The sequence below is a fragment of the Halomicronema sp. CCY15110 genome, from assembly GCF_016888165.1.
Classification (GTDB): Bacteria; Cyanobacteriota; Cyanobacteriia; order Phormidesmidales; family Phormidesmidaceae; genus Halomicronema.
On sequence record NZ_JACSWC010000387.1, the window covers coordinates 1 to 11,766 of the forward strand.

The window sequence follows — 11,766 nt, forward strand, 5'->3', positions numbered from 1 at the left end:
AGGAGGGGAACGTCCCCTGAAGCTCAGGTTTGAAACTGCTGACTGTGGAGATAGGCGTAGCGATCGCCCCGCGCCAGCAATTCCTCATGGGTGCCGGATTCCACGATTTGGCCAGTTAGGGAACGGTCCCCTGGTTGCTGCCAAACCAGTCACATTCAGCCAACGCAAGGAGGGGAACGTCCCCTGAAGCTCAGGCTTGAAACTGCTGACTATGAAGATAGGCATAGCGATCGCCCCGCGCCAGCAATTCCTCATGGGTGCCGGATTCCACGATTTGGCCAGTTAGGGGACGGTCCCCTGGTTGCTGCCAAACCAGTCACATTCAGCCAACGCAAGGAGGGGAACGTCCCCTGAAGCTCACGCTTGAAACTGCTGACTGTGGAGATAAGCATAGCGATCGCCCCGCGCCAGCAATTCCTCATGGGTGCCCGATTCCACGATTTGGCCCTGTTCCAGCACGAGAATGCGATCGGCGTTGCGCACGGTGGCGAGGCGATGGGCAATGATGAACGCAGTGCGATCGCCCATCAGTCGTTCCAGGGCTTCCTGCACCAAGTTTTCCGATTCCGAATCTAGCGCTGACGTGGCTTCGTCGAGAATCAAAATGCGGGGATTGAGGAGCACCGCGCGGGCGATCGCGATGCGCTGCCGCTGCCCGCCGGAAAGGTTCACCCCCCGTTCCCCCACCCAGGCGTAATAACCCTGGGAAAATTGACTGATAAAGTCGTGGGCGTTGGCGACTTTAGCCGCCGCCGTCACCGCTGACAGGTCAAATTCCGGCTGCCCAAAGGCGATGTTTTCCGCAATGGTGCCCGAAAACAGTACCGTCTCCTGGGGCACAATGCCGATTTGCCGCCGCAGGCTTTTCAGCGTCACCGTGGCAATGTCTTCCCCATCGATCAAAATCTGCCCCGCTTGGGGATCGTAAAAGCGCGGCAACAGATTCACTAACGTGGTTTTGCCCGCCCCCGAAGACCCCACCAGGGCAATTTTCTCTCCCGGCTTCGCCAGCAAATTAATGTCTTGCAGCACCGGTTCCCCCGGTTTGTATTGAAAGGAGATGTGGCGATACTCCACCTTGCCCGTCACGGCGGGCAGCGATCGCGCATCCGGTGCTTCTTCTACCCCCGGCGCGATCGCCGTCAGCTCAAACACGCGATCCACCGAGGCTTCCGCTTCTTTGAACAGGTTGTAGTTTTCCGTCGTGTGGGTAATCGGGTCGATCAGCAGCAGTCCCGCCGTCACATAGCTGGCAAAGTCTGCCCCCGTCAGGTTGCCCGTTGAGATTTGCCAACTCCCCACCAAAAATAGAACGAGAATAATCCCCGCATACAGCAACCCAATGACGGGATACTGCACCGCTAACAGCCAGGCCGCCCGATACTTGGCCTCATAATGCCGTTGCGATTCTACCCGAAAGCGCTCGACCGCATAGTCTTCAGCGGCAAAGGCGCGGATCAGGCGAATGCCGCCAAACACCTCCGTGAGCTGCGAGGACAGATCCGACACCAGATTTTGACTGGTGCGGGAATATTGCAACATGCGATCGCCAAACCACCCCACCAGCACCGCAAACGCGGGCACAATCACCAGCATCGTCAGGGTCAACTGCCAGTTGAGATAGACCATATAAATGATCACCACCACTAGCTGCAAAATACTGGGAATAAAATCCTGAAACAGCTTTTTGACGACTTCGCCAATGCGATCGATATCCTCCGTCAATCGATAAGTCAGATCGCCCGTCTGCGCTGTTTCAAAATAGGTGAGACTGAGTCGCTGCAAATGACTATAGGTGGCGACCCGCAACGTCAGTGCCACCTCTAGCGCCGCTTTGGACATCAGCGAATCTTGCCCGTACTGGCCCAGCTTGTGAATCACAAAGCCCGCGATGGTGATGGCCGCCAGCCGCGCCAGTTCCAGCACCTGGCCCTGCACCAACAGCGACAGCATCTGCCCCGAGAGCCACGCCAAAATCGGCCAAAACGCCGTGAACACTAACGTACAGAGCAGGGCGTAAGCCATGGTGCGCCACTGCTCACGGACGTAGGGAGCCAGATTCAAATATTTTGAACGGGGTTTTGCACGGGGAGCCAAGCGATCGCCTCTGCCAATTCTGCCTATCCCACGCTACAGCATTTCCTCACTGGCTGAGCCCCGCGACTCCGAACCGTCAGCCAGCCCTTAAAGGCATCTCGGCTGGGGCAATTTGCCCCTGGCTTGGCGGCATCCACAAGCGCGCAGACCGTTTCTTAAAACATAGACGTTTGGCTTTTATTCCAATCCTATGCAACTCTTTTAGACCCGATGAAGGCTTGCAGCCGTGATTTTCTGGGTGAATAAAAGTGCCTGTAATCCCTGGTGAGGCGAAAAAAGATTCTGAAAAGGATACTCAAACGCTTCATCTTTATTCATCAGATGCGCTCTAAAAAATAACACTTCTTAACGTCAATTCCTGAAAACATCAATCTTTCAGGCGATATCCCCATCATTGTTCCCATGAGCAGGTTATTTTTTATTTTTATTCACAAGAGTAAATCGAGCTTTAAGGATTCTTGTTGTAAAGTTGAAAACAGTTAGCATTCTCTTTCTGCTGGTTTGGCGATCCTTCTTTTAATTGCTGTTTAGCACTGGCCTGACAACTATGAACTCTACAAGTAAGAGCTTTTATAACTTTGCGATTTTCCCAGGAACTCGTGACCATAAGGGCTATTTTGTGCAGGATGGTACCTATAACCTGGTGCGAGTTGAGGATTCTGGTTGGGCATTTATCTGTCAAGATAACCACACTTGCTACTACGTTGATCCCGAAAAATTGTCTGAAGTATGTGACTTAGAGGATCGTATTCTAGGCGTAGAGAGATGACGACGTCCATCAATATTTGCCCAGGCAAATCTATCGAAGAGCATCGTAAGTGACTTCTGGGAAATACTGAACTGTGCTTGACGGAAGCTTGGTACACCGCGTTAAGGCAGCTCTGAATGGAGTTGCCTTTTGTCATATCAGCCGCTCAGGCTTGCTGCCTCAAGGCAGCTCATCATAGAAATCTGGTAGGTTGCTTTGAGAGAATATTGGGTACCTCTCAACTCAGGAGAAAGGGCGCACGGAGCGCTGCTTGCAAAGTCATGAACAGATTGCTGACAAAGTCACCCAGAAGAAGGCATGCCCAATAATTTGCCAATGACCATCACAAGGGGTGAGGCGGGTATCTCGCCTGGCAGCGTAATCCGCATACAAAATTGGGCTGTACGCTTTGAGCCAGGAGTCGGTGAGTGCAATGGCGGGTATTAGTCTGAACGCGCCGCCCGTTACCGTAGGATGGATGAAGTGAGCGACGTTGAATGACAGCATTATGGATAAGGCCGAGCAGTTAATCCGCATGGCGGAAGACGAGTTGACTGAGTACAGTACCGAAGCCCGCAAAATCGAAAAATTGCGCCGCAAATTTGGGTTTGCTGTACCTTACCCCGAGCAAAAGACCATTCGCGATCAGGTCGAGGCTGAAATTCCGACAAATTTTGTCGCCAGGCTTGTGGAAACGAATCGGCAAATGGTGGCGCTCCCCTTTTGGGGTATTGGTGGTCTGGGTTTGCTGATTGGCATCTCGTTTCGCCAACCGCTCGACATAATTGCGACAGGCATCGGATTTTATGTGGCGTTTCAACTGCAAAAGTGGGGTTGGGAGTTGCAGGCTAAGCGATTAGTCGTGAAAACTTTTGATGATATTGAAGCTGGCATTCAAGCTGCAAAAGCTGAGTCAGCGGCCTCCGATGCTTAGATAGGGGCTGCAAGTCGATTTTGCCAGGCAGGCCTGGGCGCTTGATTGGCTGGTAGTTTAAGACTGGCGCTTTCACGCTTACAGGGGTGCAGCGTTTCTGCCGAAAGGCGGATCTAAATCAGCGCTCAAGATGAGAGGATAGAAGTTTATCGTTTGTAAAATTTCGGTTATTAATCTATGGCGCGTATTGAATTTGCTCGTGGCGTTGCAGAAGAAGTGATTCCTGATGTGCGGTTGACGAGAGCTCCTGACGGTAGCGATGGCACCGCGACCTTCTATTTTGATCATCCCAAGGCCCTCTCAGAAGATGAAGGGGTAGAAATCACGGGCATGTATATGGTGGACGAAGAAGGCGAGCTCTCCACTCGGGAAGTGAAGGGCAAGTTCATTGACGGTCGGCCCGCTGGGATTGAGGTGCTGTACGTCATGAAGGACGAAAGCGAGTGGGAGCGGTTCATGCGGTTTATGAATCGCTATGCCGAACAGAATGGCTTGGGCTTTACTAAGAGCTAGACTCCATGTCACAGCCCCATCCTGATGCTGCTGCCATAGTTAAATGCGCTGTGCTGACGGTGAGTGATACCCGCACGCCAGACACGGACAAAAGCGGCGATTTGATGCGATCGCGCCTCGCTACAGCGCCGCATCAGGTCATCGCTTCGGCATTGCTCAAAGACGAGCCGGAATCGGTGCGATCGCAAATTGCGCAATGGGTGGCAATGCCCAATATCGACGCCATTTTGATCAACGGGGGCACGGGCATTGCGCCGCGAGATACCACCTACGAAGCGATCGCAGCCCTCCTCACCAAAACGTTACCCGGCTTTGGCGAGCTGTTTCGGATGCTGAGCTACGAGCAAATTGGGTCGCGGGCGATGGCTTCGCGAGCGATCGCGGGGGTTTGCCGATCAACGCTGATCTTTTCGACCCCCGGTTCTAGCAAAGCGGTAGAGCTGGCGATGGATCGACTGATCCTGCCAGAATTGATTCACCTCACGACGCAGATGCGCGGCTAGTCTGCTGACGGGACTCCCGCCTGATGTGATGGGTACTGCCGTTAGCCACCGCCAACGATGGTAACGATCTCTAAGCGATCGCCCGCCTGCAAGTAGGTTTCTTCCCAAAACTGGCGATGCAAAATTTCGCCGTTATATTCCACAGCCACCAATCGGGGGTTGAGGCCGATTTGCTGTAGGTAGTCCGGCAGCAGAGTTTGCGCGGCACATTCCGCCGCTTCACCATTGACTTGTAGCTGAATTAACTGAGACATCTCAACGCACACACGATTGAAAAGATCGGCAGGAACGAAAGGCGAACAGGGCTCACGCTGGGGACACTACTGTTCGCAACCGGGCCACGAGACTTTGGCTCGCCGCCGTGGGATCTTCCGCCTGCATCAGCGCTCGGACCACGGCCACGCGATCGCCCCCCGCCGCCTTCACTTCATCCAGATTTTCGGCATCAATGCCGCCAATGGCAAAAAACGGCACGGGAGAATTAGCGGCGGCGTAACGCACATAGTCCAGCCCAGCGGCAGCTTTGTCTGGTTTGGTGGGGGTCGCATAAACGGGGCCAACGCCAATATAATCGGCCCCTTCCGCGAGAGCCTTGGCCATTTCGTCTGGGTTGGTGGTGGAGCGGCCAATGATGCGATCGCTGCCCAACAGTTGACGAGCCGTGGCGATGGGCAAATCTTGCTGCCCCAGGTGAACGCCATCGGCCTCCACCGCCAGGGCCAGATCCACGCGATCGTTGATCAAAAAGAGCGCCCCGTACTGATGGCACAGGTCTTTGAGTTGGCGAGCAATCACGATGCGATCGCAGTCATCGCCCGTTTTTTCGCGATACTGCACCAACGGCAAGCCGCCTTGCAACGCCGCTTCCACCACTGACAAAATATTGGGGGCAGGCGACGTGACCAAATATAGCTGCGCCTGACGCAGCTGTTGAAACCGCTGGTGGCCCATGATTTCGCTTTCCAGCGTGTAGATTTGATAGCGCCACTGCTTACACGCCGCCGCAAAATCGGTCTGATGAAGTTTGCCAAACTCTTCCAGCGATCGCAGGGCTTCTTGCACCCGGCAAAAGTTGGCCTGTAGCACTTGGGTGACGCTCGTGCGACGCTGCTCTTGCGGATGCGTGAGGGAAGTGCCGGTGTCGTTGGGGGTGTCGCGGGCGGCCCGTAAGTCGGCGGTGTGCCACTGTCCCAAACTTTGTCGCAGGTGCTTCAGTTTGTCGGTCAAGTCGTGGTGGTTCAGGCCAAAGCGACACCAATCTTCCAGCACTCGCAATCCTTCGCGAGCGCGATCGAGATTCGCATCCAAAATACGGCGGACAGGCAGGTCGGTGCTGGAGGTTGGTAAGGCGGAGTGATTCATACAGGCCAAAAGCAGAAGTATTTCTATGCTAAAGAAAATGGACTCTCTAGTTTAGCCTTGGCGGCATACACGCCCGGCGGGAAGCAAGGGAACGTTGCCCTCAATGCTGATGAAAGGATGATTTGATGTGAGGGCGATCGCGGGGGCGCGGCATCGCCTCAAGGGCAATACAGCGTATCGCGGGTGGCGCGCCCGGTCACTGGATTGGTGCCCGTCGCCACCTTGCACAATTGGTTGTTCGTTTTGGGGGCTAACAACACATCGGTAAAATCGGCCCCCTCAATAACCGCACCGCGAAAGTCCGTATCAAAGGCATACGCGCCTTCGAGAATGGCGTTGGTTAAGTTAGTGCGAATGAACCGAGCGCCATCGAGGGTGGCCCCCGTCATGTTGGCTCCCGTCATGTCGGCTTGACTGAGAGTGGTATCAAACAGCCGCGCCCCCCGAAAATCGGCTCCTTGCAAGTTGGCATTAGCCAAATCGGCGCGAGTGAAATCATCGCCTCGGAAATCGCGATTGGCAAAGTCTGCATAGCGGAGGCTCTGGCGATCGTAGCTTTCGGCATGGACGGGGGAAATGCCGATGCCCCAAACCGTGATGAGCAGGATCAGTCCCATCAAGATGCGGCGGGCGATCGCACTCACAGGCAGCGTTTTCATGACATCCACGGGTGATTCTTGACTCAACACCTGTGATCCTACAGGGCGGTTGCCCCGGGTGGAAGCGTCCGAGCGACGGAAAATGGCGTAGTTAGCGAAGGCCGCATGGGGAGGCGCTACAGTTCGGCAAAGCGATCGCTGGCGGCAATCAAGGCCCTGACAATGCCCGGTTCAGTGACGGAGTGACCGGCGTCGGGCACCGGAATGAATTCGGCCTCGGGCCAAGCGCGATGCAGTTCCCAAGCGGTTTTCATCGGACATACGACATCGTAACGCCCCTGCACAATCACCCCCGGAATTGCCCGCAAGCGATCGGCTTGGGCAATCAGTTGATCGGGCTGATCAAAGAATCCCTGGTTCATAAAGTAATGGCACTCGATGCGGGCAAAGGCGATCGCAAACTCCGCCTCGCCAAATTTTTCCAGCAGCGCCGCATCGGGAATCAGCTTGCTCGTACTGGCTTCCCAAATCGACCAGGCGCGGGCCGCTGTGAGCCGCACTTGCGAATCTTCGTCCGTCAAACGCCGGTAGTAAGCTGACAGCAGATCATCCCGCTCTTCGGGGGGAATGGGCGCGAGATACGTCTCCCACGCATCGGGAAACAAATAACTGGCCCCGGATTGGTAAAACCAGTGAATCTCTGCGGGACGCAAGGTAAAGATGCCCCGCAAAATCAAGCCCCGGCAGCGATCGGGATGGGTTTGGGCATAGGCCAGGGCTAGAGTGCTGCCCCAGCTGCCGCCAAAGACGACCCAAGCGTCAATGCCAAAGTGCTCGCGAATGGTCTCGATGTCTTCGACCAAATGCCAGGTGGTATTTTCGGCCAGCTCCGCATGGGGGCGACTGCGACCACAGCCCCGCTGGTCAAACAAAATAATGCGCCATTTTTGCGGGTCAAAAAATTGGCGATAGAGGGGCACGGTGCCGCCGCCGGGGCCGCCATGCAAAAAGAGCACCGGCTTACCGTGGGGATTGCCCGACGCCTCGACGTAGAGGGTGTGGCGCTCCGAAACGGGCAAAAAATGGGTGTAGTCCGGCTCAATGGGGGGATACAGCCCCCGCAGTTCAGAAGAAGTCACGGTTTAGCCATTCCGAAGGTCTACTGTTTAACGATGATCTTAAGCTAGCAACCAACGGGCGATCGCTGACTGCACATCCACTCGCAGATGAGAAGCGCTTAAGGGGACGCTTCCCTGCCTCCATCCAAGGCAGTCGCGACCAGGCAGCGCAAAGGGAAGCGTCCCCTAGCGAGTCCCCTGGGCAACCCATCTTGCTAGGCCAAACTGGGGGTTTTGGTATGCCAGTCGGTGGCCTGTTCGTAGGCATAGGCCATTTCAAACAGCGTTTGCTCTTGCAGTACGTTGCCGATGAGTTGCAGGCCGATGGGCAGCCCCGCTGCATCAAAGCCACAGGGAATGCTGATGCCGGGGAGTCCGGCGAGGTTCACAGGAATCGTCATCAGGTCAGACAGGTACATGCTGATGGGGGCATCCACTTTGGAGCCAGCGGTGAAGGCTGTCGTCGGCGAAGTGGGACACACCAGCGCATCCACTGCTTGGAAGGCGGCTTCAAAGTCTTGCTTGATCAGGGTGCGCACTTTTTGCGCTTTGAGGTAATAGGCGTCGTAGTAACCCGCCGACAGCGCATAGGTGCCGATCATGATGCGACGCTTGACTTCGGCCCCAAAGCCCGCCGCCCGCGTTTTGGTATACATCGAGACGAGGTTGCTTTCTTCGGCTCTTGCGCCGTATTTCACACCGTCGTAGCGGGCCAGGTTAGACGAGGCTTCCGACGGGGCGATGATGTAGTAGCTGGGTAAGCCGTAGCGGAAACGCGGCAGAGAGATGGTTTTGACGGTGGCTCCGAGAGCTTCGTATTGGGCGATCGCCGCCTTGACTGCGGCATCCACCACGGGATCCAACCCTTCGCCAAAGGTTTCTTGAATGATGCCGATGGTGCGCCCTTTGCAGTCCAGTCCCGGCTTCAGGTTTTGCGTGTAATCGGGAAGTTCCACATTCAGACTGGTGGAGTCTTTGGGATCGTGTCCGGCGATCGCCTGCAACACAATGGCGGCATCTTCGACGGTGCGGCTGAGGGGGCCGATTTGGTCTAGCGAGGAGGCATAGGCGACCAGCCCATACCGAGACACCAGTCCATAGGTGGGCTTGAGGCCGACCACCCCGCAGAGGGCCGCCGGTTGGCGAATGGAACCCCCGGTGTCGGACCCCAGCGCAATGGGGCATTCATCTGCTGCGACTGCCGCCGCCGAACCGCCCGAAGACCCCCCCGGTACCCGACTCGGATCCCAAGGATTGCCCGTCACCTGATAGGCCGAGTTTTCCGTCGAGCTGCCCATGGCAAACTCATCCAGGTTGGTTTTGCCGAGGGCGATGGTGCCAAGCTCGGCCAACCGCTGGGTGACGGTCGATTCGTAGGGGGGTACGAAATTTTCCAGCACTTTGGAGGCGCAGGTGGTGCGGACGCCTCGGGTGCAGAGGTTGTCCTTCAGGCCGATGGGAATGCCTTCTAGCAAACCAATGTCTTCGCCAGCGGCAATTTTCTGATCAACGGCCTGAGCTTGGGCGATCGCGGTTGCCTCAGTCACGGTCAAAAAGCTGTGCAGCTGCGGCTCTAACGCCTTGATGCGCTCTAAATAAGATTGCGTGATCTCGACAGCAGAGCGTTCTTTTTGCGTGAGTTGACGATGTAACTCGCGAATCAGCGACATAACTGGCCTCAGGGTGCGCTTGCAATAGCGGATGCAGTAACAACCTACCAGTATAGGAAAGGACGGCATTGCTCACCGGCTGATTTCTGGGGGAAATGCGATCGCTAAAATCCGTGGCGATCGATCGCCAGTCCGCCCCGGTGCGACTAGGGGCGCGGCGGCGGTGCCATCATTCGGCCTCGTCCGCTGTGGTGAAAATGCTGTAAACAGCATTGGTTTCAGCTTTAGCGCGATACATAGCGCGATCGGCATCGTGCAAAATTTGCTCAGGCGTGTGGTGACGGGTCGGGTCACTGACCACAATGCCGACACTCAAATTTAACGACACCTCTGCCTGACTCAACCCGAAGCTGGGTTGCAGCGCCGCCATCAACTTTTCTACCTGGGCGATCGCTTGGGCCGCCGAGTCCACCTGAGACACCACCACGACAAACTCATCGCCGCCAAATCGGGCCACCACATCTTCGGCATCCACCACTCGCCGGAGGCGTTCGGCGATCTGCATCAGCAACTGATCACCGACAAAGTGACCGTAGGTGGCGTTGACCTGTTTGAAGCGATCGCAATCACAAAACAGCACCGCAAACTGATAATCGGGGTCAGTTTGTATCCCTTCCAGGAGGCGCTGCAAGGATTCCATCAGCAGGTCTCGATTGGCCAGTCCGGTCAACGTGTCATGGTGGGCCGCCTGCATGAGCTGCATATTGGCGATCTCTAGGGCTTTGGTGCGTTCCTTAACGACTTGCTGCATTTTCAACAAACTCTGTCGGGCCAGCACCTGGCTCCGCACTCGCACCAAGACCTCAGCCATGTGAAAAGGCTTGGTAACGTAGTCCACACCGCCCACTTCAAAAGCCCGAACCTTATCAAAGGCATCACTGAAAGCGCTGAGAAAAATCACCGGAATATCTGCCGTGACGGGATCCGCTTTGAGCCGCTGACACAACGTGTAGCCATCCATCTCTGGCATGTTGATGTCCAACAAAATAATGTCGGGCAACAGCGACTGCACGGCTGTATTCGCCATCTCCGCATTCACCGCTTTGCGAACACTGTAACCATTTGTTTCCAATATTTCGGCGAGCAGCAGGATGTTGTCGATCGTGTCATCGACAATCAAAATATCGGCTTGGAAAGGTGCGCCAAAGACTGTTTGCAGCGACTCACTCATAGGCCCATGTCAGATTCAGCAAGAATCACCCTAAAAATAGTCCTCACCAGAGGACGGTTCCCTTGAACTAAGCCTTACTGTATCGGTAGAACCCACCAGAAACCGTCCTCTCTGTACTCCACCTTGACATCATTTGGCGTGCCGCGAGCGGATCACGTTGAATGCGGCGGGTAGGATTAGCCATCGGCGCGATCGCCTCAATGCGTTTCCCCCACTTGAGCATGGGCCACTTCGCCAAAGATGGCTTGGGGATGGCAGTAATACTTAAATTCCAGCAGGTTGTAGAAGGGATCTTCCAAAAAGAAGGTGCGATGCTCTAGTGGCGAGCCTGCAAAGCGACGTTTGGGCTGCTGGAATAGTTTGAGCCCGTTTGCCAAAGCGCGGTTCAATAAAGCATCAAAGTCGCTTTCGGCTAAAAATACGAGACCAAAGTGGCGAGGATAGATCCCTTTTTGTGGGGTCAAATCATCGGTGGTGTGGGCCACAATTTGGTGATTATAGAGATTGAGAATAATGGAATTGGCGGATTCGCGCCCAGCCTCGCAGCCCAGCCCTTCGACATAAAACGATTTGGCCGTCGGGATATCGGCAACGGGGAAAGCCAGATGAAATAAAACTGGGGCTTGAGTAGAGTCCATCATGCGCAACCGATCACAGCGTTAGTGACATCACTGGTGAGAGCGTAACACCCACATAACCAAACGGGTCGATCTTAGAAGATTTTTGAAAAGCAGTCTGTAACCGATACTTCCCGTTGGCGGTAGCTGATTACTTGCTGATTGCTTACGGTTGGGCTTTGTCAATGTCTTTGGCAAAGAGTTTGCGACCGCGCAGCTGAGGATCCGTTTTGATCTCTTGGGGCGTATGAAAGGTGAAGCGGCGATCGCCCTTATGCTTTGCCCATTCTGCCTGAATCGTGGGCTCTGGAAACTCCCCTTGCTCAAGCTGTTCGAGCATCTTGGGCCAGCGAGTTTTGAGGTGTTTCACCTCACCGACATACAAGCGAACGGTGCCAAAATTAGCGACGGCGTAAATTTTGGAGGCCATCTTG

The 11,766-nt window shown here is 55.3% G+C and carries 12 protein-coding genes; 3 read left to right on the top strand and 9 right to left on the bottom strand.

Annotated features, from left to right (window positions below):
* Window positions 1–357: 357 nt before the first annotated feature.
* Entirely contained in the window at window positions 358–2,025 is a 1,668-nt protein-coding gene (locus tag JUK32_RS18835) for an ABC transporter ATP-binding protein (protein WP_204140477.1), read from the bottom strand.
* Window positions 2,026–3,353: 1,328 nt separating this feature from the next.
* Between JUK32_RS18835 and JUK32_RS18840 the strand changes: the two genes are divergently transcribed.
* The 3 genes from JUK32_RS18840 (at window position 3,354) to JUK32_RS18850 (ending at window position 4,795) form a co-directional block, all read left to right on the top strand.
* On the top strand, window positions 3,354–3,779 hold the full coding sequence (locus tag JUK32_RS18840) for a hypothetical protein (protein ID WP_204140409.1): 426 nt from the start codon (window positions 3,354–3,356) through the stop codon (window positions 3,777–3,779).
* Between the two features lie 177 nt (window positions 3,780–3,956).
* A complete protein-coding gene (psb28, locus tag JUK32_RS18845; RefSeq protein WP_204140410.1) occupies window positions 3,957–4,292 on the top strand; it encodes a photosystem II reaction center protein Psb28 in 336 nt (111 codons plus the stop codon).
* Between the two features lie 5 nt (window positions 4,293–4,297).
* On the top strand, window positions 4,298–4,795 hold the full coding sequence (locus tag JUK32_RS18850) for a molybdenum cofactor biosynthesis protein B (protein WP_204140411.1): 498 nt from the start codon (window positions 4,298–4,300) through the stop codon (window positions 4,793–4,795).
* Between the two features lie 41 nt (window positions 4,796–4,836).
* On the opposite strand, the gene thiS is transcribed toward JUK32_RS18850, so the two are convergent.
* From thiS to JUK32_RS18890, 8 genes are all read right to left on the bottom strand, one after another.
* Entirely contained in the window at window positions 4,837–5,049 is a 213-nt protein-coding gene (gene thiS, locus JUK32_RS18855) for a sulfur carrier protein ThiS (RefSeq protein WP_204140412.1), read from the bottom strand.
* Between the two features lie 52 nt (window positions 5,050–5,101).
* A complete protein-coding gene (locus JUK32_RS18860) occupies window positions 5,102–6,157 on the bottom strand; it encodes a thiamine phosphate synthase (RefSeq protein ID WP_204140413.1) in 1,056 nt (351 codons plus the stop codon).
* A 158-nt stretch (window positions 6,158–6,315) separates the two neighbouring features.
* The gene (locus JUK32_RS18865; RefSeq protein ID WP_204140414.1) at window positions 6,316–6,816 is read right to left on the bottom strand and encodes a pentapeptide repeat-containing protein; all 501 of its coding nucleotides are present in this window, start codon (window positions 6,814–6,816) and stop codon (window positions 6,316–6,318) included.
* Window positions 6,817–6,932: 116 nt separating this feature from the next.
* On the bottom strand, window positions 6,933–7,880 hold the full coding sequence (gene pip, locus JUK32_RS18870; protein WP_204140478.1) for a prolyl aminopeptidase: 948 nt from the start codon (window positions 7,878–7,880) through the stop codon (window positions 6,933–6,935).
* A 209-nt stretch (window positions 7,881–8,089) separates the two neighbouring features.
* Window positions 8,090–9,544, bottom strand: a complete 1,455-nt coding sequence (gene gatA / locus JUK32_RS18875) for an Asp-tRNA(Asn)/Glu-tRNA(Gln) amidotransferase subunit GatA (protein ID WP_204140415.1) — start codon at window positions 9,542–9,544, stop codon at window positions 8,090–8,092.
* Between the two features lie 169 nt (window positions 9,545–9,713).
* Window positions 9,714–10,715, bottom strand: coding sequence for a diguanylate cyclase domain-containing protein (locus JUK32_RS18880; RefSeq protein ID WP_204140416.1), 1,002 nt, complete (start codon window positions 10,713–10,715; stop codon window positions 9,714–9,716).
* A gap of 197 nt (window positions 10,716–10,912) precedes the next feature.
* Window positions 10,913–11,353, bottom strand: a complete 441-nt coding sequence (locus JUK32_RS18885) for a VOC family protein (RefSeq protein ID WP_204140417.1) — start codon at window positions 11,351–11,353, stop codon at window positions 10,913–10,915.
* A gap of 145 nt (window positions 11,354–11,498) precedes the next feature.
* Window positions 11,499–11,762, bottom strand: coding sequence for a hypothetical protein (locus tag JUK32_RS18890; protein ID WP_204140418.1), 264 nt, complete (start codon window positions 11,760–11,762; stop codon window positions 11,499–11,501).
* Between the last annotated feature and the right edge of the window lie 4 nt (window positions 11,763–11,766).

What these genes read in the sequence shown, in the direction of transcription:
- JUK32_RS18835 (WP_204140477.1), bottom strand. Translation starts at nt 2,025, where the DNA reads ATGGCTTACGCCCTGCTCTGTACGTTAGTGTTCACGGCGTTTTGGCCG.
- JUK32_RS18840 (WP_204140409.1), top strand. Translation starts at nt 3,354, where the DNA reads ATGGATAAGGCCGAGCAGTTAATCCGCATGGCGGAAGACGAGTTGACT.
- psb28 (WP_204140410.1), top strand. Translation starts at nt 3,957, where the DNA reads ATGGCGCGTATTGAATTTGCTCGTGGCGTTGCAGAAGAAGTGATTCCT.
- JUK32_RS18850 (WP_204140411.1), top strand. Translation starts at nt 4,298, where the DNA reads ATGTCACAGCCCCATCCTGATGCTGCTGCCATAGTTAAATGCGCTGTG.
- thiS (WP_204140412.1), bottom strand. Translation starts at nt 5,049, where the DNA reads ATGTCTCAGTTAATTCAGCTACAAGTCAATGGTGAAGCGGCGGAATGT.
- JUK32_RS18860 (WP_204140413.1), bottom strand. Translation starts at nt 6,157, where the DNA reads ATGAATCACTCCGCCTTACCAACCTCCAGCACCGACCTGCCTGTCCGC.
- JUK32_RS18865 (WP_204140414.1), bottom strand. Translation starts at nt 6,816, where the DNA reads ATGAAAACGCTGCCTGTGAGTGCGATCGCCCGCCGCATCTTGATGGGA.
- gatA (WP_204140415.1), bottom strand. Translation starts at nt 9,544, where the DNA reads ATGTCGCTGATTCGCGAGTTACATCGTCAACTCACGCAAAAAGAACGC.
- JUK32_RS18880 (WP_204140416.1), bottom strand. Translation starts at nt 10,715, where the DNA reads ATGAGTGAGTCGCTGCAAACAGTCTTTGGCGCACCTTTCCAAGCCGAT.
- JUK32_RS18885 (WP_204140417.1), bottom strand. Translation starts at nt 11,353, where the DNA reads ATGGACTCTACTCAAGCCCCAGTTTTATTTCATCTGGCTTTCCCCGTT.
- JUK32_RS18890 (WP_204140418.1), bottom strand. Translation starts at nt 11,762, where the DNA reads ATGGCCTCCAAAATTTACGCCGTCGCTAATTTTGGCACCGTTCGCTTG.